Here is a 23,921-nt window from a genome sequence, read left to right as displayed (position 1 = left end):
AATTATTTTTTAAGAGCTCTTTTTTGTAGCAAAATTTCCAAAGAATAATAACAAACTAATAAACCACTAAGTGGAATAACCAGATAAATAATCCCTAAAGGAATCTCTAGCGTAGCTGATTTTTGTTCAAATACAAAAGTTAACCAACACAGTCTTGCACCACCAATTACCATTACCAGAAAACCGAAGACAAATACTGCTATTTGTATAATCCCGTCGTAGAATAGTTGTTTTTTAGCAATGATGCGAGATGGAATTAAATCTATAGCTAAGTGCAGCCGTTTCCCTGTAGCATATGCAGCTCCTAACAATCCTAACCAGATCAGTGAAAAACTAGAAATTTCATCAGTGGTCGTACTTGGTGATTGTAATAAAAACCTTGAAAAAACCTGCCAGATGACACTAAATAGCATTACCAAGAATAATAAAACCAATGCTTTTTCTAAAACCGTATCTATTATCTTTTTCATTGATTTGTGTTTTTGATATTGTGTATAAGAGATACTATTTCAGGGTGATCACTAAACATAGCTTGAATACTTTTAGTGTTTTCTTGAAACGGGACTTTATCAGGTGTAATAATTTCTACACCAGATTTAGTAATAACATCTAAAGATTCTTTCTCTGAAGCGGCCCATAATTTTCGTTGTTCTATAGTGGATTCTCTGGCAGCTTCTTTTAGCCATTTTTGTTCCTGTTCAGATAATCGTTCCCAAGTATCTAAACCAATCAATAGCACATCCGGAACCGAAGTATGCTGATCCAAGCTAAAGTATTTACATATTTCATAATGCTTAGAGGTATAAAAGCTAGGAAGATTATTTTCTGCACCATCGACAACACCTTGTTGTAATGCGGTATATAATTCTCCCCAAGAAATTGGAGTTGGAGATCCGCCTAACGAATTCACCATAGCGATTGCCATATTACTTTTCTGGACTCTTATTTTAAGCCCTTCAAGATCTGAAGGCGTGTTAATGGGTTTTTCTTTAGTATAAAAACTTCTGCTACCAGCATCATAAAATGTGAGTCCTCTTAGCCTAAATTTATCACCTTTGGTGAGCATCTCATCACCAATAGCACCATCAAAAACATCAAAAGCATGTTGTCTGTCTCTAAATAAATAAGGAATACTAAATACTTTATATTCTGTTATAAAATTTTCTAAAACAGCGGCAGAAACCTTGGTGATGTCTAAACTACCTATTTGTAATAGTTCTAGACATTCTCTTTCAGCACCAAGTTGACCACTTGGATATAACTTAACTTGTAGGGCTCCATTGGACTTTTTTTCAAGTTTCTCTCCCAAAATAACCATGGCTCTATGTACTGGATGTTTTGTGTCCAAAGTATGAGCTAGCCTGAGGACTTTGGTCTCTTTTTCCGTAGAACATGATATTAACAAAACCAAACCAGTAAAAAATAAAATTAATTTCTTCATTTCCATAGACTTTGATTTTTTATTGATTGTATATGCTGTATCACTTGTTTGATATCACCAGTAAGTTTTGTGAAGTTTTGTTTTTTGATATCATTTTTATCAAAAAGTTGAGATCCAATACCTACGCAGCTCACTCCAGAACCAAACCATAGTTTCAAATTTTCTAATGTAGGCTGCACGCCTCCTGTAGGCATTATTTTTACCTCTGGCAAAACAGATTTTACTGCTTTAATAAAATCAGGTCCTAAAACATTACCAGGAAAAGCTTTGATAAGTTTGGCACCAGATTGATATGCAGTATATACTTCAGTAATGGTCGCACATCCAGGAATAGATAATAAGCCTTCGTCATTGCAAAAATTAATAACCTCAGGAATCAAAGCCGGAGAGACTATAAAATCTGTTTTGGCATCTATAAATTGCCGCGCTTGAGCTTTACTAAATATGGTTCCAATACCTAAAAGTAAATCTTCATATTTAGTTGCGTATTGCTTTAATTCGGTAAATACATTAAGAGCTTCGGCATCTCTATTCGTAAATTCGAATACCCTAATACCAGCATCATACGAAGCGTCCAATACTTTTTTTGAGATTTCGATATCAGAATGATTAAAAACAGGAATGACGCCCACTTTTTCCATTATAGAAACCATATGTTCTTTAGTATACTTCATTTATCGTAATAATTGCCCAATGTTGTTACCATTTACTAATTGTTCAACTTCCTCTATGGAAACCAAATTAGCATCACCAGTAATCCCATGTTTTAATACCGATGATGCTAATGCAAACTCTAAAGCTTCTGTATTTTCTTTGTGTATTAACCCATAAATTAGTCCAGCCATAAATGCATCTCCACCACCAATTCTATCTACAATGCTTTGCATATCGTAGGTTTGAGAAGTGTATAGTGTATTGTTGTTCCAAAGCACAGCTGATAATTTATTATGAGTAGCAGAAATGATTTCTCTGCGTGTATTGGATATCGTGTGAATGTTGGGATATTGTTTCTGTATTTTTTTACAAGCATCCTCAAAGTCATCTGCTATAATATTTAGACAGTTTTTGAAATCAGTTATACCTCCAACAATCACATTACTTTTACTTATTAGAGCTGGCATAATGTCTAAAGGTGATTTTCCATATTGCCAAAGATTTCTACGATAATTAATATCACTACTAATAGTAATTCCTAGTTTTTGCGCTGTGGTAATAGCATTTAAACATATTTGTGCAGCAGAAGCAGAAATTGCAGCAGTAATTCCCGTCCAATGAAACCAATCTGCATCTTTAAGAATTTCGTTCCAGTTAAACAGTGAAGGATCTAATTGAGAAAATGAAGAATGAAATCGATCATAGATAATTTTTGAAGATCGCTGCATGACGCCATGTTCAAGGAAGTATAAACCCATACGACCTTCAGTGAATTGTATATAATCTGTATGAATTCCAGATTTTTTTAAATGTGCATAAGCTGCTTTTCCAATAGCATTATTAGGAAATCCAGTAATATGGTAAGTAGATATATCCCATCTGGCTAAAGATACGGCAACATTAGCTTCTGTACCACCAAAATGAATATTGTACGAGTTCGATTGTTCGAATCGTTCATGAGATGCAGTAGTAAGACGCATCAGTACTTCTCCAAATGTTACTACACGTTTGCTCATACTAATTTATTACTATAGGATTCGATAGTTTATGACTCGTTTCGAGAATCATTTTTTCAAACCCCTCGTGGTTTTTAAATTGCGTATCTGATGCTTCCCATCCTGATAAGAAATAGAAAGTAGTTGGTTTTTGATCAGAAGCTTTCATGACTATATAATAGGTGTTTACAATATCTGTTTCTCCATCATCGACCTTTTCCTGAGTAATAAAATCAGCTTTAGAAACTAATATGGCCATACCTAGTAAATCCTTATTTTCCGATTGCTTACCAAAGGTTTCTAAAACATTGTATTTGTTGTATACTTTGGTGTTCATTTCATTAGGTTTTAGATTTACAATTCCACTTACTAGTTTCATTTGATCTGTTAGACCTTTTAAAAAGACATTACTCACATAACCCCATTGTCCTTTCCAAATAGTAATTCGGTGAATCACATCTATATGTTGATCTCCGATCTTTGAGTTTTGATATTTCATTTCAAAAATTGACCGGATAGGACCTTCAGTAATCACTTCGAATTTAGTATGATCTACTCCAGTAATTCGATATAAAGAATCCTTGTATTTGATTGCTAGTGCTCCTGCACCCAATGATTGCCCAACTTTAAGTATATCCATACCCCAATCAGCTAATTCATGGTAGTTACCATCTCCAAGTCCAACATTGTCTAGAACAGGTGCCGAAGTTGTTTTACCAAAAATGTCGATGCCGTTTCTAGGATCAAAGTAGAACCTAAAACCTACTTTATCATTCTCCCAAGCTGGTCCTTCCATTTGATAAAAAATACTATCATTACTTCTAGGATCTCCCTTTCTTTTTTGAGCTAGAACTTCTTTTACATTTGATTTGTTGGTTCCTATGCCGAAACGAATATTTGTTTTTGGTTTAAAGGAAGGAATGCTTTCTGAAGCGATAGTTGTCAATTCTAATTTTATAGTTTGGTTCGGTTTAAAATCTAAAACTAAACTCATCTCATCCCAAATACCATCGTTTTCTAAATCATCGAGTTGAAATGGGACCACTTTTCCTGTAGAATCCTTCATTACTGGAACATTGTTCGTTGGAATACTATCTAAAACTGTAACTATTCTATCTTTAGAAATAACAATGCTTTCATCTATTCGATCAATATCAGCGGTGTTTGTAAAATTAAGATACTTTGCGGGTAATTCAGGTGTGGAATTATCTTTGCAACTTATAACGATAAAGAGCAAAGAAATAATAAAGAGATGTTTCATCTGTCTATTTTTATGGTTTTAATTTTTAGATGGAATGTACCTTGAAGTATAACCGTTATTGATAACCTAATAATAGGTTTCATTCCATTATTGCTCGTTTGAAGGCTTACCAATTGTGGCAAGAATTCCTCCATCTACATAGAGTATATGTCCGTTGATAAAATCACTTGCTTTTGAAGCTAGAAAAATTGCTGAACCAGCAAGATCATTTGGGTCTCCCCATTTTGCAGCTGGAGTTCTGTTTACAATAAAATCGTTAAATGGATGCCCATCTATTCGGATTGGCGCAGTTTGTTCTGTTGCGAAATATCCAGGACCAATTCCATTAACTTGTATATTGTGTTTTGCCCACTCCGTTGCCATATTTTGAGTTAACATCTTTAGGCCGCCTTTAGCAGCTGCATATGCACCAACAGTATTACGACCTAATTCGCTCATCATCGAACAGATATTAATAATCTTTCCAGATTTTCGTTGTATCATTCCTCTGACTACATGTTTGGAGACAATAAAAGGGCTCACTAGATCTACATTCACTACTTCTTTAAAGTCATCAACTTCCATATTCTCCAAAGGGATTCGTTTGATAATTCCAGCATTATTGATAAGAATATGAATGGGTCCTATTTCGCTTTCAATTTTCGTAATCGAATCTTGTACTTCTTTCTCATTGGTAACATCGAACTTATAGCCTTTAGTTTTGATGCCTAGATTGGTATACATTGCAACAGCTTTGTCAATTTTTTCTTGTGATGAGTTTCCATTTACAATGATAGTTGCACCAGCAAGTCCAAGACCTTTTGCCATGGCCATCCCCAAACCGTGGGTAGCTCCGGTTATTAAGGCATTTTTACCTTTGATGTCGAATAGTGATAATGACATAGGTTATTTATTTAAGATCCGTTATTTTACAAGTATCCATATCTCCATAATCCAAATTTTCTCCCGCCATTCCCCAAATAAATGTGTAGTTGGAAGTACCAGAACCGGAATGGATAGACCAAGGAGGAGAAATAACAGCTTGTTCATTTTGCATCCAGATATGTCGAGTTTCATTGGTTTGACCCATAAAGTGACAAATAGATTGACCTTCAGGAACTTCAAAATAAAAATACACTTCCATTCTTCGATCATGAGAATGAGCGGGCATTGTATTCCAAACGCTACCTTTTTTTAACTCAGTCATCCCCATTTGTAATTGACAGGTCTCTACAATTCCTCCAACAATAAGTTGTAGTACAGTTCTATGATTGGATGTTTCCAGAGAACCTAATTCAATTTTATTGGCTTTTTCTTTAGTCACCTTTACAGTAGGGTAGGTGTGATGAGCAGGAGCAGAGTTGATATAAAATTTAGCAGGATTAGAAGCACTCTGACTTTTAAATAGTATCTCTTTATTTCCTTTTCCTACGTATAAGGCTTCTTTATATTCTAAATCATAAGAAGTGCCATCCACTACAACTGTTCCTTTTCCTCCAACATTGATAACACCTAATTCTCTTCTCTCTAAAAAATAAGACGCTTTTAAAGGATCGATAGGCTCAAGTTTTAATGTGTCTTTCGGTACAGCAGAACCAGCAATATATCTATCATAGTGAGAATAGGTGAGATTGATTTTTCCAATTTGCATGATGTTTTCTATCAAAAATTCATCTCTTAACTCGGTAGTATCCATTGCTTTTACAGCCTTAGGGTGAGATGCATATCTTGATTCGTAAGCAGTAGCCATAATTCTATTATTTTATTGATGTCATAAAGATTTTCTAATTCCTAATTCTAAACCTCTCAGTTCTGCAAGGCCTCTTAGTCTGCCTATTCCCGAATATCCAGGGTTTGTTTTCTTATGTTGATCGTCTAACATTTTGTGACCATGATCTGGTCTCATCGGAATGTTTATATCTGATCGGCCATTTTTTGATCTCTTATTTTGCTCTTTAATGAGCGCTTTCATTACCTCAAACATATCTACATCACCCTCCAAATGATTTGCCTCGTAGAAATTACCTTCTTCATCTCTTTTGGTACTTCTTAAATGAATGAAATGAATTCGATCTCCTAAATGTTCAATCATACTTGGTAGATCGTTGTCTTTGCGCACTCCAAAGGAACCTGTACAAAATGTTAATCCATTGTTTGGAGAATCTACAGCCTTATATAAATCCAGAATGTCTTGCTCAGTACTCACTACTCTTGGCAAACCTAAAATGGGATACGGAGGATCGTCCGGATGAATACACATTAGTACTTCAGACTCTTCTGCAACGGGTATAATTTCTTTGAGGAAGTTGAATAAATGTGTCTTTAATTCTTTTGGTCCAATACCGTTGTAGGTGCTTAAAATATGATTAAAATCTTCTAGTGAGTATCCTTCTTCCGCTCCAGGTAATCCAGCAATGATATTTTTTATTAAAAGCTTTTTCTGATCTTCCGACATTTGCTTTTCAAAAGCTTTTGCATTTTCTATCTGCTTATCAGTGTAATCATTTTCAGCTGCTGGTCGATTTAATAATAATAAATCAAACACAGCAAATTCTGTTGCGTCAAACCGAAGAGCTGTGGATCCATCTGCAACGGGATACGCCAAGTTTGTTCTCGTCCAATCCAAAACTGGCATAAAATTATAGCAGATGATATGGATACCACAGGAACTTAAATTTCTGATGGTTGTTTTATAATTTTCTATATATTGTTGGTAGTTTCCTGAGTTAGTTTTAATGTTTTCATGGATAGGTACACTTTCTACCACTGACCAATGTAATCCAGATGCCTCGATGGTGTTTTTTCTTAATAGTATTTCTTCTTTGGTCCATACTTCTCCATTAGGAATATGATGTAATGCAGAAACAATTCCTGTTGCTCCTGCTTGTTTTATATCTGATAAAGTAACTGGATCATTAGGTCCATACCATCTCCAGGTCTGTTCTAAACTCATAATTTACATTTTATACTCCGCTAAATGCGCTAAAACCTCCATCAATTGGAATTACTACACCAGTAACAAATTTGGAACCTGAACCACATAACCATTCGGTTGTGCCTATTAGATCTTCAGGTTCGCCATATCTTCCCATCGGGGTCTGTTCTATGATTGTTTTTCCTCTTTTTGTTGGATTTCCTTCTGCATCAGTCAACAAGGCTCGGTTTTGATCCGTAAGGAAAAAACCTGGAGCTAAGGCATTTACTCTAATGCCTACTTTAGCAAAATGTACTGCCAACCATTGAGTGAAATTGGAAATGGCAGCTTTGGCTCCACTATACGCTGGTATTTTGGTTAGAGGTGTAAAGGCATTCATAGAAGATATATTAAGAATACAACAGTCCTTCTTACCAACCATGTCTTTTGCAAAAATCTGTGTTGGTAGTAGTGTGCCGATAAAGTTGAGATTAAAAACAAACTGAATTCCTTCTGAATCCAGGTCAAAGAAAGTTTTAAAATCACTTTCGTTATTCTCAAGATCTTCTAAAGTTAAATGTGTATTAGAAGTAGTTCCTTTTGGATGATTTCCACCTGCACCATTAATTAGTATATCACAACTTCCTAGGTTCCGTTGTATTTCCTTTTGAGCTTTTAATAATGACTCTTTGCTAAGAACATCAGCCGAAATCCCTATAGCAGTTCCTCCTTGTTGTTTGATTTCTTTTACTACTTTTTCGGCAGCTTCTTTTCTTAAATCTAAAATGGCAAGTTTTGCGCCTTTTTTAGCTAAAGCTATGGCTAATGTTCGGCCTAAAACCCCACCGCCTCCAGTTAATACGATTACTTTATTATTCATTGTGTAAAGAGAAAAAAGTCAACTCCTTCAAAGTTGAACTTTTTATGACAATTACTCTTTGAATTTGAAAAAAGGATCATTCATAAAGTAGGATAAAAAAGTACAATAATTTGATTTTCAATTATTTAATTGTTTCTGGAAGCAAATATCGTTGATGTTAAAAAGCTATTCCTTCTGCCTTTAACCGTTTTATTTATTGATAAAAATGACAAATTTTAAGAGTCTTTTTGCGATTAATTGAACAATTAACCCCCTTAAAGCGAACTCTTGCAATATTTAGATTTGATAGTTTTGAGATTAAATAGGTTTTAAATCTTTTTAGTCATGATTGTTAAATTACCCCTACACGGATTTCTTTTAAGTTTGATATTGTGTTGCTTTAATAATTTATTGAACGCTCAAGACGTAATAACATTATTAGAAGCGGATGGTCCTGGTGACACTTATGAATTGATCGAAAATACTTTTGGAGGTACACCGTATGAAGTACCTGATTGCGATCATACTCCAAGAATAGATCATGTCTCCGAAGTATTTGATGACGATTTAGATAAAAATGTATTTAAGTTCGATATCCATATGGATACAGATACAGATAGATGTCGGATAAATATCGACCGACAAAGAAATGAGATTAAAACATATGATCCTTCTCCAGATATATTAAAAGCAGTAAAAGGAGAGTTTGTTGTCTATAATTGGAAATTCAAATTAGATGACGATTTTCTTCCAACAAATAGATTTACTCATATTTTTCAAATAAAGGCAAAAGGTGGAAACGATGACTCTAATCCAGTTCTAACCATTTCTCCTTTTAAATCTAGTTCTTCTTCTGCAGTCCGTAAGTTGAGAGTTCGTTATAGTCAAGGAGATAATCCTCCTTCTGGACCAGAATATGTTACGGTTAGAGAGATAGATTTAGAACCTTTTTTAGGAAACTGGGTTGATGTAAGTTGTGAAGTATATGTAAATGAAGATAGTACTACAATTTCTTCCGAAGAAGAACCGGGGTCTATAAAGTTGATTATCAAAGATATTGTATCTGGAATGGAACTATTAAATTATGAAGATAGTGATATCGATATGCTTAGAGAAGGGAGTTCTGTCTTTTTAAGGCCTAAATGGGGTATATATAGAAGCTTAGAATCCTCGATGCCTCTAAGAGATGAAACCGTTTATTTCGCAGATTTTTCCATAACAGAAAAAGATCAGTCGTTGTTAAGTAATGAAGAGTTTGATCGAAATGACTTCAGTTTTTATCCAAATCCAGTTTCAGAAAAAATATTTCTTCAAAATATTAGACCAAATGTAGATGTCGAAATATATAATCTCCAAGGTAAATTGGTTATTTCTGAACAAAAAGATCGAATTGATGTTAGCCATTTGAAGACTGGAGTATATTTTCTCAAAACATCTGATTCCAAAAATTCTTCCGTTTATAGAATTATAAAGCAGTAGTGCAATGCGTATTATATCTTTAAGTAATCAATATATTATCATATGCTTATTATTTACTTCTATGATAAGTAATACTTGGAGTCAGGATACCTATAGTATTCAAGATTTGGCAAATAATAAAGGTCCCTTTATCCCCGATTATAGTTACGCTGGATATCATTTTGGAGAAAAGGAAATTGAAATCCCAAAGAATATTACTGTATTAGATGCTATTGATTTTGGAGTCATCTCAAATGATAAAAAAGATGATTCTAGAGCATTAAAGAAAGTGTTTAAAAAAGCACATAGTGTGGAAGGTCCTGTACTTATTCAGTTACCAAAAGGAAGAATTATTATAAGTGAAATATTTTATTTTGAAAGAAGTAATATCATACTTAACGGTTATGGAACTGGAGATCTGGGAACAGAAATTTATTGTCCAAGACCGTTAATGTATTTAGAAGATCCGGAAGATTTAAAAGAACTAAGAGAATATTTAGTTTCACTTGGTAAAATTCAAAAAGAAAAGGAAAATAATATTTCTATACCCTTTTCGCAGTATGCGTGGTCGGGTGGTATGTTTTGGACTAGAGTTCCTGGTGTAAGAGTGAAATCATATTTGCAAAAGTATAATCTTCAACCTTCTATTCTTGGAACTATTAGGAGTGCTAAAAGAGCAGATTTGATTTTTAAAACAAACAAAAATCATGAATTAAAAGTTGGAGATATTGTCGAAATACAGTGGTTTAATAAGCAAGGAGAAAATGGTAAGTTGTTAAACGAACTATACGGAAATGAAGATTTAAAAATAGGTTCTCATCATTGGAACTATCCTGAGCTTCCATTAGTAAGACAACAAGTGAAAATAGAAGAAATTAAAAAGAATATTATTACTATTAAGTCTCCATTATTGTTGAACATTTTACCGGAATATGAAGTGAGAATTATAGAATGGAAGCATTTAGAAGAAGTTGGTATTCAGAACTTTAAAATCACATTTCCATTTTCTAATTATATCGCGCATCATGTAGAGCAAGGTTATAATGGTATTTATTTAACTCGGGTATTTAATAGTTGGGTGAAAAATGTTGTTATTGATAATGCTGATAGTGGAGTTTTAACAGAGGCAGTTGCCAATATTACTATCCAGGATATCGTAACAAAAGGAAAAAAGAAAGCACATTATACAGTTCAAATGGGGGGTGTTCATAATGTTTTGGTAAAGAACTTATCTGTATATAATGACAGTGTACACCCATTAAGTTTTAATACTTTTTCTACAAAAAGTGTATACAGCAATTGTAAGATTTTTAAGAATCCGATTTTGGATCAACATTCTGGAGTGAACCATCAGAATCTCTTTGATAATATAAAAGTAGATATCCATGCTATTGGTGATGATACGTATCCGCTTTTTGCTGGAGGAGGAGCTGGATATTGGAAGCCATCACATGGATCTTATAGTACATTTTGGAATATAGAAGTAAATTTTTTGAATAATACTAAACAAAAAAAATCGATTGAACTTAATGGGATGAATGATGGGCCTAATGCGAGATTGATTGGGGTTTGGGGGAATGTAAAAATGACAATAAACTATAAACCAGTTGCTTATGTGGGTTTTGGAAATAAGAAAATGGAGTTGATTCCTTCGCTATATGAGTATCAACTGGATAAAAGAATGAATATGTAGTATGATTTTCGAGTTATGGAGAGTTTGTTTTGTTGTTAACTTATTAACATTTTTTTAATATTTTAGGATTGTAGACGTTATTAGTTGAAAAAAATTAGGGGAATAGATGAAATACATATACTGCGCTTTATTATCATTTTTTACTATAACTGGGGCTATTGCGCAAGATGATTTTTACAACAAGTTTTTACACCTTTTTACTTCGGATGGTTTATCGCAGAGTTCGGTAATCGCAATTCATCAGGATCGTTTAGAGCAAATGTGGATTGGCACACGTGATGGTCTTAATAAATATGATGGTAATACATTTACGGTTTACAGAAATATTCCTGGAGATTCTACATCTATAAGCAATAATGATATACTATCCATTCAGGAAGATCAGGAAGGCTATATCTGGATAGGAACCTATAACGGACTTAATAGATATGATCCAAAACTAAATGTCTTTAAATCTTACTTTCATTCTAGTAAACAAGGAAGTTTATCAGACAATACCATTTGGACAATAAATCAGTTGGATAATGGTGAGTTGTGGTTTGGTTCGTCCAACGGTTTAATGCTATATAACCGCGAATCTGATTCTTTTACCACAATAAAGAACGATGCTGCCGATGCTTCAAGTCTATCTAATAATTATATTTTGAGTATTTATCAGGATAGTAAAAAGAATATTTGGATAGGAACAGCAAATGGACTTAATAAGCTTGATAAAAGAGATAAAGGTACATTTGTTTTCAAAAGGTTTTATAGCAGTAATAAAGTAAATACTCTCAGTGATTCTTACATTCAGGCCATTGTAGAAGATGAGCAAAATAGATTATGGATTGGAACTAAATATGGAGGACTTAATTATTATAATTCAAAAACTAATTCTTTTCGTCATATTAAGCGAACTAAAAGAAATACATTAATCAATAAAGATGTAAGAAGCTTATCTATTGATCATCGTGGAGTTTTATGGATTGCAACCTATGATGGACTCTGTATAAAAGATACCAACGATGTTATTATTGAAATCAAACATCAACAAAATAATACAAAAAGTCTCAGCCGAAATTCCATTAAAACTATTTTTATAGATAAAAAAGGATCTACTTGGCTTGGGACATACTATGGAGGGATCAATGTATGGGATGAATCTAATTCGAATTTTATATCGCTTCAAAAGAATAATCGTGATATAGAATATGGTGTTGTAAGTAGTATTATAGAGGATAAAAATGGGAATATATATTTTGGTACGGAAGGTAAAGGGATTAGTATTTTAAATCCTAAAAGAGATATATCTTTTGATATAAAAACAATTGCCGAAAAAAAACTTCCTAGTCTAAATATAAAATCTTTATTCTTAAATCAAAACATACTTTGGATTGGAACGTATAATGCTGGAATTGCATTATATGACATTACTACCAATGAATTTGTGACAGATGTTTTAAGTAAGGAGTTACAATTAATTCTAAAAGATGTAGGAGTTTATTCTATTAAAAAGTCAGATGAATCCATGTATTTCGGAACTTTTGGGAAAGGACTAATTCAATATAATTTAAAGACCAAAGGTTTTAGATTTTTAACTCATAACAATATTGATAAGAAGTCTCTTTCTAATAATATCATTAGAGTTATGCTTGTAGATAATAATTCGAATTTGTGGGTGGGAACACAAAATGGACTCAATTATATCGATCACACTAAACTTAAAGAAGATAAAGTTGTTATAAAACGTTTTTTCTTTAACGAAGAACAACTTTCAGGAGATGATATTTTATGTATTTATGAAGATTCTGAAGGAATTATTTATATAGGAACCAAAGCTAATGGAGTCTATAGATATGAAAATGAAGTGTTCAAAAAAGTTGAGCTTAATGTCGTAGGAACTAAGATTAGTACAGTATTTAGTATTGTGGAATATGATAAGAATTCTATATGGATAAGTTCTAACAAAGGTATTATCGCATACAACCCTCAGAAAAACAGTTCGGTTTTATATAATCAAACAGATGGTCTTACCAGCAATGAATTTAATAATAACTCTTGTCTTAAAGCTAAGAATGGAGATTTGTACTTTGGAGGACCTTCTGGGGTATCGTTTTTAAATCCTAAACGGATCAAGAAAAATACATTTATTCCTCAAGTCATTCTAACTGATTTTAGTATTCAAGGAAAAAAAATTGATACCTATGGAGAGGAAACTGTGTTAAAGAAAGATATTTCTTATGTAGATAAAGTTACATTATCTCATAATCAAGCTTCTTTTGGTATCGGATTTGCCATTCCAAACTTTATCAACCCTTCTAATAACCAATATGCTTATAGGCTAGTAGGATTAGATAATCAATGGCAGTACACTAAGAATACAGAAATTAACTATACAATTCAGAAACCTGGAAAGTATATTTTTGAAGTTAAAGGGGCTAATAATGATAATATTTGGAATGAAAATCCTACGCAACTTCAAATATCAGTAAGGCCAGCACCATGGAAAAGCCCAATGGCATTAGCAGGGTATGCCCTAATGATTGCGTTAGCATTATTTGGATTAAACCATATCAATAAGGCACGTACAAAATTAAAACACGAACTTGATTTAGAGCATTTAGAAAATTTGAGAAAAGAGGAAATGAACCGCTCCAAATTAGAGTTTTTTACCAATATCTCACACGAATTTAGAACACCTTTAGCTTTGATTATAGCACCATTACAGCAATTGATAGAAAACTATCAAGGAAGTAATAAGATGTATAAAAAGCTGTTGGTAATAGAACGAAATGCCGATCAACTATTAAAATTAATAAATCAACTGTTAGATTTCAGAAAGTTTGAAAATAAGCATTCCAAATTGCAGGTAGCAGAGGGTAATTTGGTAAAATACCTTAAGGAGATTTATCTATCCTTTAATGAATTTGCCAAAGCAGGATCATATATCTATACTTTTGAAAGCTCTTCGGAAGATATTAAAGTATATTTTGATCGTTATAAGTTAGAACGAGTTTTTTATAATTTGATTTCTAATGCTTTTAAATATACACCCGAAGGAGGAGAAATTAATGTTCGTATTTATGAAGAAAATGCACAGGTTATTGTTGAGATTAAAGATACCGGAAAAGGCATTGAAAAGGAATTCGTAGATAAAGTTTTTGATCGTTTTTATGAAGTTGCAGGTGACAAAGATTATCAAAAGCAGTTTAATCAAGCTAGTGGTATTGGATTATCAATTGCTAAAAAAGCTATTGACTTACATAAAGGTGCTATAGAAGTTATAGATACGAATTTAGAAAAGGGCACTATTTTTAGAGTTAGTTTATTAACTGGAAAAGCACATTTAGAAGAAGCTGATATTATCAAGAATTTTAAGGTGAGTGATGATATTACTCAATACGAAAATCAGATTTCCAGGGCGAAAGAAACTAATGAATTAGATATGGAAATGGTTTTTAAAGATGATGAAAAACCATTGGTCTTAATTGCAGAAGATAATGATGAATTAAGAAATTTTATTGGTGATATGCTTAAAGATTATTACCAAGTCATTAAAGCTGAGAATGGGCAAGTGGCATTTAAAAAAGCATTGCAAAAAATGCCTGATCTAATAATTAGTGATGTAATTATGCCTAAAATGGAAGGTACAGAGTTATGTGCTAAAATAAAAAATGATATTCGAACAAGTCATATTCCATTTATTTTACTTACCTCAAGATCTTCTTTAATATATAAATTCGATGGATTAGAATCTGGTGCAGATGCTTACATAAACAAACCTTTTAATGTAAAGGAGTTTTTACTAATCATTCGTAATCTACTTTCTTCTATAGAAAAGCAAAAAGAAAAATTTTCTTCTAATGAATATACATCCTCTGATGTTACCGTCACTTCGATAGATGAAGAGTTATTGAAAAAAGCAGTAAAAATTGTGGAAGATAATATTAGCAATACTTCTTTTGATATTCCTTATTTCAGTTCAGAATTAGGGGTTAGCAGAACTATGTTATTTTCTAAAGTTAAGGGTTGGACCAATTTAACACCTAATGAGTTTATACATTCTATTCGTATGAAACGAGCTTCTCAATTACTAGAACTTGGGCAGATAAATGTTTCGGAAGTTTGTTATAAAGTTGGTTTTAGAAACCCAAAATATTTTACAAAATGTTTTAAAAAACACTTCAATCAAACCCCATCAGAATACGCTTCCAAATTTTATTCTTAAAAAAGCGTCGGTTTTAGCATAACTCCCTTTATTACAGGTTCATTTTCAGTGTTTAGTACAGAAATATACCCTTTTTAGGACTTTTAGATATAGGGTTTTGACTAGGTTTGAGTATGAATAGAAAACAAAACAGATACATCATTTTGCAGCTCTTCTTTTCGTTGTGCATCATCTTTTTTTGTCTTCTCATTATATACCTCTACTAAACACACACACTAACATAAATCAATACTCATGAATGCAAAGCAGACGTATTTAAAAATACTGAAAAAATCTATCCCAATTTTTATTTTAATGTTTGGAACTGGTTTGTTTGCACAAATCGAAATAACAGGAATGGTTACATCTGATGATGGAGTTCCAATTCCTGGAGCTAATATTAGCGTAAAAAACGAAGCAATTGGAACTACTACAGATTTTGATGGGCTTTATAAGATAGAAGTTCCTGATGAAAGTTCAGTATTACTATTTTCCTATGTAGGATATACGGATCAAAAAATAACTGTAGGTTCTCAACGAAAAATTGATGTTGTCTTATCTGCTTCCGTAGAATCGTTAGATCAAATTGTAGTCGTAGGATATGGATCTAGAAGGAAAAAAGATCTAACAGGAGCAGTTGTATCGGTAGAAGCAGAGGATATCACAGCGTATCCATCGGCAACTGCGCAACAGACTTTGCAAGGAAGAGCAGCGGGAGTAGCGGTACAATCTGCCAACGGAGGAGAACCAGGAGCAGATATAAGAATACGAGTTCGTGGAGCTACTTCTATAAATGCTAGTAGCGACGCTATATTTGTAGTCGATGGTTTCGTTGGAGCTGCATTACCCGCTCCAGAAGATATTGCTTCCATTCAAGTTTTGAAAGATGCTTCTGCAACTGCCATCTATGGTTCTAGAGGAGCAAATGGAGTAGTGATTGTAACAACTAAAAAAGGAAAGAAAGGAAGAATGAGAATAGATTTTAACACCTCTTATTCTACTCAAACAGTCACGAATACTTTAGATCTTTTAAATGCGGAACAGTTTGGAGATTACATTCAGGAAATAAATCCCGGATATGTGAGAGGTTCCGCGGATACAGATTGGCAAGATGTTATATTCAAAACTGGTCAGATTGCAAATCATCAGATAGCATTATCTGGAGGTGCCGAAAATGTAGATTACTACCTGTCTGGAACTTTTTTTGATCAAAATGGAGCTGTATTAGGGTCTGGATTAGAACGTTTTTCATTTACTAACAATATCAATATTAATTTTTCTGATCGTTTAAAAGTAGGGATGAATGCTTTAGGAAGAAGATCCACTAGAGAAGGAGCGAGAACACAAGAATCTACTGGTGGAACTGGAAGTGCTGGTGCTATTTCTGCAGCATTTAGATTTAGCCCTGATCAAGGAATTAGAGATGCTAATGGAGATTTTACGCTTCCGAGTGTAGGAGATGATATCGATAACCCTTTTGCAACAACCACACAAATCTTTAATGAAAGTGTAAATGATCTTTTTCAAACCAATGTATATGCGGATTTAAAGCTTTTTGAAGGACTGTCTTTTAAATCTACTTTAGGATATAACGTAAGAAATAATAGAGAAGGAACTTTTTTTCCTACTACCACGGTTAGAGGAGCTGGAGTAGGTGGAGAAGGAAGTATTCAAACAATTAAGCAAACCAATATTCTTTCTGAAAATTATTTTACGTATAAAAATGACTTAAGCTTTGCTAAGCTTTCGGCTACTGTTGGATATTCTTATCAGAAAGAAAGATCAGAAAGAGTTACTACATCGGGAGCTGGGTTTTTGGATGATGGTTTTAGTTTTTGGAATTTAGATGGTGCAGCTAATTTACTGTTTATAGAGTCGAGATTATTGGAATCGGAATTGGCATCTTATTATGGGAGAATCAATTTTGATATCCTAGATAAATATTTAATTACATTTAATGCAAGACAAGACGGTTCTTCAACGTTTAGTGCTAATAATAAATGGGGATTCTTTCCTTCTGGTGCTATAGCATGGAATATGGGCGATGAGGGCTTTTTGCAAAACTCTACGCTAATTTCTCAATGGAAATGGCGAGTGAGTTATGGTCTTACTGGTAATAGAGCTATCCAACCCTTTGGAACCTTGGCAACTTATGAAGATATTATATCAATCCAAGGAGGAGAATTGGTGAATGCAGTTGCTTTGCAACGATTAGCAAATGATAATCTAAAGTGGGAAACGACAAAGCAATTTAATGTAGGAGTAAACATAGGGTTATTTAATAATAGAATTAGTTTAACAGCGGACTATTATGATATGATCACTGAAGATTTACTATTAGATAGACCTTTACCTGAGACTTCAGGACTAAGTAATCCAGTGCAACTTCAGAATGTGGGAAGTTTAGAAAATAAAGGATTTGAAATTGAATTGTCTACCAGAAACTTAGTTGGAGCTTTTACCTGGAATACCAATATCAATTTTTCTAGAAATAGAAATAAAGTTTTGGAACTACCTGATGGAGAGGATATCCGTGATATAGGGAATTCGAGTCCAGGACACTTACTACTTCCTGATGTGCCAATATTAAGAGAAGGTCAGCCAGTAGGGGTTTATTTTGGATATGTATATGACGGAGTATACCAAAATGGAGATACATTTTTACCAGGAGCGATTTTTGAACAACAAGCAGGAGGTGAAAGATACCGAGATCTTAATGGAGATGGAGAATTAAATAGTGATGATCAAACCATAATCGGTAACCCTCATCCAGATTTTACCTTTGGGATTAATAACACCTTTGCATATAAAGGTTTTGATCTAAATGTATTTTTTCAGGGAGCAGTAGGAGGAGACATGTTTAACTTTACCCTTTTAGAATTAAATACACTAACCGGTTCTAGTAATGCTACTACCGAAGCATTAAATCGATGGAGTTTGACCAATCCAAATACAAATGTTCCGAGTGCTGCTCAGCGAACTAGAATTATATCCTCCAGATGGGTATACGATGGTTCTTACGCTCGTTTAAAAAATATCACATTAGGATATACCTTTAATGAAAGGCTTTTAGAAAAACTAAAAATGACCAAGCTAAGAGTGTATGTAAGTGGTCAAAACTTGGTAACATTTACAGATTATCCAGGATTAGATCCTGAAGTTTTATATCGATCAGATAGTAATAGCAGAAGCAATATAAACCTTGGTTTAGACTACGGAAGTTACCCAAATGTTAGATCCTATACGTTAGGACTTAATGTTTCTTTTTAAAAAGATAAACAACAATATAACAAACTTAAAATCTGACAAATGAAAAGGATAATTTTTATATTAATCATGGCAGCAACTTGGAGTGGTTGCACGGATTTGGAAGAAGAACCCATTGGAATTTTGGCTCCAGAAACTTTTTTTACCACTACAGATAATTTACAAGCAGCTGTGGATGGTGCCTACGGACATATAGCCTCAGAACAATTTTGGGGAAGAAAATTTACACTAAGTCTCCTTCTAAGAGGTGATATGGTAACCATTGGAGATCCAACTACTTCATCCAGAAGAATCGAAGTAGACGAGTTTCGTATGAATGGTGATAACGGAATGGTTACCAGTTTTTGGCCTAGAAGTTATGCAATTATTGGCTCTACAAATTATGCGATCGAAGGAGCCGCATCAGTAGAAGGAACCGAAGAAGAGGTTAATGCTATAGTAGCTCAAGCTCGTTTTGTAAGAGCATTTACGTATTATCACTTGGTACGTATTTTTGGAGAAGTACCCTATATTGATTTTGCCGTACGAGAAGCCGAAGCCTTATCAAGCATAGAAAAAACTTCTGTTGAAGAAATTTATGAAGGAATTATTGAAGATTTAGAATTTGCAAAAACTTGGTTGCCCGATCAACAACCATTTCGTTCAATGCCGTCTAAAGGTACTGCAGCTTCTTATTTGGCATCGGTATATTTAACTATTGGAAACTGGCAAGGTGCCTATGATGAAGCTACTTTTGTGATCAACAATAGTGGTAGATTTGGATATGCTTTGGAAGCAGATTTTCAGGATTTATTTGATGCAACCAAAGCAGACGGACTTGTAGAGCATATATTTTCAATTGATTTTAAAGGTTTAGATGTTATTAGTGGTGCTCCAGGAATTGATTTTCTACCACCAGTAACAGGTATGAGAGGACCAGATATCGAAGGTTGGAGCGTGGCAGTACCGACTGTTGCGGTATTTGATTCCTTTGATGATAATGATTATAGAAAAGCAGTAAGTTTTGATACCGAAGCGGTTTTCGATGGAGTAACTGTTCCTTGGCAAGATTTTGGAACGGCGAATAGAGGAGTTTCTAGACCTCATATTGCAAAATATTACCGTTTTCCAGGTACAGCAGGAAATAATAATAGAGACTCAGACCATAATTATGGAGCTATGCGATATGCAGAAGTGCTTTTAATTGCCGCAGAAGCTTCTAATGAACTTTCTGGTCCTACAGGAGAAGCTGTTGATTATATCAATCAAATTAGAGCAAGAGCTAGGAATGCTGCTGGAACGATGAATAATTTCCCAGAAGATCTTACATCTGGACTTTCAAAAGACCAATTAAGAGATGCTATTTTAGAGGAAAGGAGAATAGAATTGGCATTCGAATTTAAAAGATGGTATGATATTAAAAGACTAAATTTAGGAATGGAAGTTTTTGGACCTACATCTATGGAACCTCAAACAAATTTTGATAGTACTAGAGACTATTTGTTCCCTCTACCAGATGACGAACTAGGAAGAAACCCAAATTTATTGCCTCAAAATCCGGGATATTAATAATACTTATGAGAAAAGAAAAAGAACACATCTTTGTTCCAATAATTATCGTTTTATTATTGATTTTTAATGGTTGTAAAGACACTTCTACAGATAAAACTGAAGAAGAGATAGATGGAGGGAATACCATTGCCAAATATTCTGATAGATTTTCATATTTGTTAGAATATCCAATAGATTCTATTGCCTTTCCTAGAAGTGCTGATGCAAATGGAGTCATAAAAAAGGTACCATCAAAAGATTGGACAAGTGGTTTTTTTCCAGGAAGTCTTTGGAATATTTATAGGTTAACAGACGATACACGATATAGAGATAGAGCAAAAGAGTGGACGGCATTTATTGAAAAAGAAAAGTATAATGATAAAACCCATGATATGGGATTTAAGGTGTTTTGCAGTTTTGGAAATGGATATAAAATACTAAATGATCCTACTTATAAGGACATCATTATTGCAAGTGCCAAAACATTATCTACACGCTATAACGATAAGATAGGGGCCATTCGATCTTGGGATTTTAATAAAGAAGAATGGCAATTTCCAGTAATCATAGATAATATGATGAATTTGGAACTACTTTTCGAAGCTTCTGAGTATTCCCAAGATCAGAGATATCATGATATTGCAGAGCAACATGCCAAGACTACTCTAAAGAATCATTTTAGAACCGATAATAGTAGTTATCATGTTGTAGATTATGATACAATTACCGGTAATATAAGATCTAAAGTAACACACCAAGGTTTTGGAAAAGAATCTTCATGGGCTAGAGGTCAAGCTTGGGGGCTTTATGGATATACCATGGCATATCGGTATACTGAGAGTACAGAGTTTTTAGAGCAAGCGAAAAAAATCGCAACATTTTTAATACATCATAATAGACTTCCAGAAGATGGAATTCCATATTGGGATTTTGATGCACCTAAAATTCCTAAGGAACCAAGAGATGCATCGGCGGCAGCAATAATTGCTTCTGCAATGATAGAATTATATGAATACACAACAGACAAAAAGTATTTAGAATTTTCCGATAAGATCATGAGTAGTCTTTCTTCTGAAAACTATGTCATACAGGATAAAACTGAAGTGCCATTTATTTTAAATCATAGTACAGGAAATTGGCCTAAGAATGATGAGATTAATGGTCCAATTAGTTACGCTGATTATTATTTTTTAGAAGCAATATTAAGAAGAAAAGCACTCAAATAATGAAGAAAAATTGTAGATATATAACTGATTTTTCTTCTTGTAAATGCATGGGTTTTTTACTGGTTCTATTTATCTATTCTTACAGTTCGGCTCAGATATATCGATCAAAAGAAAACCTGAATTCTGATTGGCAATATTTAGAAAAAAATATAGAAACTATTGACCAACTAGCTGGGCAAAAGGATTGGATATCCATTAATTTACCACATACCTGGAATAACCATGATACGATGGATTTGGAACCAGGATATAGACGAAGTACTAGCTGGTATAAGAAGAAAATTCAAATCAAAAATTTTAATGAAGATATAGCTTATGAGTTATATTTTGAAGGAGCCAATATAACCACTCAGTTATATGTAAATAATAACTTGGTAGGAAATCATATTGGAGGTTATATAGGGTTTTCTTTTGATATTACGGATTATCTCAAAAACGGTGAGAATGAGATTTTGGTGAAGGTAGATAATAGTTATGATCCTGAAATTATACCTTCTCAAAAAAGCGATTTCTTTATCTATGGAGGAATTACTAGAGATGTATGGTTGATTAAAAAGCATAAAACCCATATTTCGAATTTAAAAATTACAACTCCAAAGGTTTCTAAAGAAAGTGCTTCATCACAAGTAGCTATAACTATTGAAGGAATACAAAAAGAAGAAAAATATAAAGTAGAAGCTCAGCTGTTTGATCCGAACGGAAAAAAGATGCAAACTGTTTCTAAAACTATAAAGAATAAGCAATTTAATTTGGAGTTTGAAAAGACTGCGAATCCTATCTTATGGGATATCGATGCTCCAAATTTATACCAAATAGAGTTGGTATTATTAGAATCAGGAAAACAAATCGATAAGCTATCAGATCGGTTTGGTTTTCGCTGGTTCGAGTTTAAGCATAAAGGACCTTTTTACCTCAATGGTAGGAGAGTGCTATTAAGAGGAACACACAGACACGAGGAACACGCTGGTTATGGAGCCGCAATGCCTAATGAATTACATCAGAAGGACATTAAAGCTATTAAAGAGATGGGAGCTAACTTTATTAGGTTAGCTCACTATCCACAGGATCCGGAAGTCTATAAAATGTGTGATGAGTTAGGGCTTTTAGTATGGGACGAACTACCATGGTGTAGAGGTGGAATTGGTAATGAAAATTGGAAAAGCAATACCAAAACAATGTTAGAAGAAATCATCAATCAAAACTATAATCATCCAAGTATTATAATATGGTCCTTAGGTAATGAAATTTACTGGTTGCCAGATTTTGAAGATGGAGACAATCAAGAAAAGATGAATACTTTTCTTAAAGAATTAAATACGCTATCACACACTTTAGATCCTTACCGAAAAACAGCCATTAGAAAGTATTATGCTGGTTCGGATATTGTGGATGTTTTTTCACCATCTATATGGTCTGGCTGGTATTCAGGTAGTTATGTTACTTATGAAAAAGCTTTAAAGAAATATATAAAAGAGTATCGGCATTTTCTTCATGCGGAATACGGTGGCTCGAGTCATTATGGTAGGCATACAGAAACTCCGATAGATGGTTTAGGAGAAATGGATAATGATGGTTGGACCGAAGCTATTACCCAAACCGCGGTCACCAACATTGCTAAGATTGGTGATTGGAGTGAGAATTACATAGTAGACCTATTTGATTGGCATTTAAAAACTTCTGAAACTACTCCATCTTTTGTTGGAAACGTACAATGGGCATTCAAGGATTTTGGAACACCATTACGACCAGAAAATGATATTCCCTATGTAAATCAAAAAGGAATTATGGATCGAGAAGGAAATCCAAAAGACGCTTATTATGTTTTTAAAAGCTATTGGGCTAAAGATCCATTTGTTTATATAGAATCTCATTCCTGGACAGAAAGACAAGGACCAAAAGACAAATCAAGAATCGTAAATGTTTATAGTAACTGTGATACCGTAGAGTTGTTTTTTAATGGGAAATCTTGTGGGAAGAAACAAAAGGATATATCAGTGTTTCCCGCTTCTGGACTTACTTGGGAGGTTCTTTTTAAAGAAGGAGAAAACAAACTGAAAGCTGTGGGTTATAAAAATGGAGAGAAGGTGACAGATAGTGTGGATATTAATTATAGAAATAAGAAAAATGGAGTAGCTAATGCTCTAAATCTTTCCTATGAGAAAATGAATAATGGAAATTATTTGGTAATCGCAACAGCATTAGATAAAGAAGGGTTAAGATGTTTGGACTACGAAGAAAGAGTATATTTTCAATGTCTATCGGGTGGAGAAACTAAAAAGTTTATGGGGACACCGATGGGAAGTGAATCTATAAAAATGTCAAATGGAAAAGCTGTAATAGAAGTAATACCTCATAATGGAAAAGAAAAGATTAAAATGATGGTGTTAAACCAGAGTTTTAAAGGGACTTATTTAACCATACCATTATGATTAAATAAAGTTCTCACATTTTGTTAGTT

16 protein-coding genes are annotated in these 23,921 nt (G+C 33.6%); 7 read left to right on the top strand and 9 right to left on the bottom strand.

All coding sequences use genetic code 11. The features are described 5' to 3' along the window. Positions 1-2: 2 nt before the first annotated feature. From ACWNT5_RS02775 to ACWNT5_RS02735, 9 genes are all read right to left on the bottom strand, one after another. Entirely contained in the window at positions 3-470 is a 468-nt protein-coding gene (locus ACWNT5_RS02775; protein WP_456516539.1) for a TRAP transporter small permease, read from the bottom strand. Continuing rightward, positions 467-1,441 (bottom strand): TRAP transporter substrate-binding protein, encoded by a 975-nt coding sequence (locus tag ACWNT5_RS02770; protein ID WP_456516538.1) that lies wholly within the window; start codon positions 1,439-1,441, stop codon positions 467-469. The genes ACWNT5_RS02775 and ACWNT5_RS02770 overlap by 4 nt, the downstream gene beginning before the upstream one ends. Further along, complete coding sequence (locus tag ACWNT5_RS02765) at positions 1,438-2,115, bottom strand: bifunctional 4-hydroxy-2-oxoglutarate aldolase/2-dehydro-3-deoxy-phosphogluconate aldolase (protein WP_456516537.1); 678 nt, start codon at positions 2,113-2,115, stop codon at positions 1,438-1,440. The genes ACWNT5_RS02770 and ACWNT5_RS02765 overlap by 4 nt, the downstream gene beginning before the upstream one ends. Then, a complete protein-coding gene (locus tag ACWNT5_RS02760) occupies positions 2,116-3,111 on the bottom strand; it encodes a PfkB family carbohydrate kinase (RefSeq protein WP_456516536.1) in 996 nt (331 codons plus the stop codon). It lies immediately after the preceding gene. Between the two features lies 1 nt (position 3,112). Beyond that, positions 3,113-4,351, bottom strand: a complete 1,239-nt coding sequence (locus ACWNT5_RS02755) for a DUF4861 domain-containing protein (RefSeq protein ID WP_456516535.1) — start codon at positions 4,349-4,351, stop codon at positions 3,113-3,115. An 87-nt stretch (positions 4,352-4,438) separates the two neighbouring features. After that, entirely contained in the window at positions 4,439-5,233 is a 795-nt protein-coding gene (locus ACWNT5_RS02750) for a gluconate 5-dehydrogenase (RefSeq protein ID WP_456516534.1), read from the bottom strand. A gap of 7 nt (positions 5,234-5,240) precedes the next feature. Next, positions 5,241-6,080 (bottom strand): 5-dehydro-4-deoxy-D-glucuronate isomerase, encoded by an 840-nt coding sequence (gene kduI / locus ACWNT5_RS02745; RefSeq protein ID WP_456516533.1) that lies wholly within the window; start codon positions 6,078-6,080, stop codon positions 5,241-5,243. A 21-nt stretch (positions 6,081-6,101) separates the two neighbouring features. Beyond that, on the bottom strand, positions 6,102-7,283 hold the full coding sequence (gene uxuA / locus ACWNT5_RS02740) for a mannonate dehydratase (protein ID WP_456516532.1): 1,182 nt from the start codon (positions 7,281-7,283) through the stop codon (positions 6,102-6,104). A 10-nt stretch (positions 7,284-7,293) separates the two neighbouring features. After that, a complete protein-coding gene (locus ACWNT5_RS02735) occupies positions 7,294-8,124 on the bottom strand; it encodes an SDR family oxidoreductase (RefSeq protein WP_456516531.1) in 831 nt (276 codons plus the stop codon). 324 nt (positions 8,125-8,448) lie between these two features. Between ACWNT5_RS02735 and ACWNT5_RS02730 the strand changes: the two genes are divergently transcribed. The 7 genes from ACWNT5_RS02730 to ACWNT5_RS02700 all read left to right on the top strand — a co-directional run bounded on the left by ACWNT5_RS02730 (position 8,449) and on the right by ACWNT5_RS02700 (position 23,892). Beyond that, a complete protein-coding gene (locus ACWNT5_RS02730) occupies positions 8,449-9,582 on the top strand; it encodes a T9SS type A sorting domain-containing protein (RefSeq protein ID WP_456516530.1) in 1,134 nt (377 codons plus the stop codon). Between the two features lie 4 nt (positions 9,583-9,586). After that, positions 9,587-11,254 carry a hypothetical protein gene (locus ACWNT5_RS02725; protein ID WP_456516529.1) on the top strand — a complete coding sequence of 556 codons (1,668 nt, stop codon included), beginning with the start codon at positions 9,587-9,589 and terminating at the stop codon, positions 11,252-11,254. Between the two features lie 106 nt (positions 11,255-11,360). After that, complete coding sequence (locus ACWNT5_RS02720; protein ID WP_456516528.1) at positions 11,361-15,461, top strand: two-component regulator propeller domain-containing protein; 4,101 nt, start codon at positions 11,361-11,363, stop codon at positions 15,459-15,461. A 234-nt stretch (positions 15,462-15,695) separates the two neighbouring features. Next, positions 15,696-18,710: a SusC/RagA family TonB-linked outer membrane protein gene (locus tag ACWNT5_RS02715; protein ID WP_456516527.1), complete on the top strand. Its 3,015-nt coding sequence runs from the start codon at positions 15,696-15,698 to the stop codon at positions 18,708-18,710. A gap of 39 nt (positions 18,711-18,749) precedes the next feature. Continuing rightward, complete coding sequence (locus ACWNT5_RS02710) at positions 18,750-20,255, top strand: RagB/SusD family nutrient uptake outer membrane protein (protein ID WP_456516526.1); 1,506 nt, start codon at positions 18,750-18,752, stop codon at positions 20,253-20,255. Between the two features lie 8 nt (positions 20,256-20,263). Then, the gene (locus ACWNT5_RS02705; RefSeq protein ID WP_456516525.1) at positions 20,264-21,463 is read left to right on the top strand and encodes a glycoside hydrolase family 88 protein; all 1,200 of its coding nucleotides are present in this window, start codon (positions 20,264-20,266) and stop codon (positions 21,461-21,463) included. Next, positions 21,463-23,892 (top strand): glycoside hydrolase family 2 protein, encoded by a 2,430-nt coding sequence (locus ACWNT5_RS02700; RefSeq protein ID WP_456516524.1) that lies wholly within the window; start codon positions 21,463-21,465, stop codon positions 23,890-23,892. The genes ACWNT5_RS02705 and ACWNT5_RS02700 overlap by 1 nt, the downstream gene beginning before the upstream one ends. Positions 23,893-23,921: the final 29 nt, after the last annotated feature.

The sequence above is a fragment of the Aquimarina sp. 433 genome (assembly GCF_054054605.1).
The sequence above is the reverse complement of the archived record's forward strand: the minus strand, read 5'-3'. Positions and strand labels throughout refer to the sequence as shown.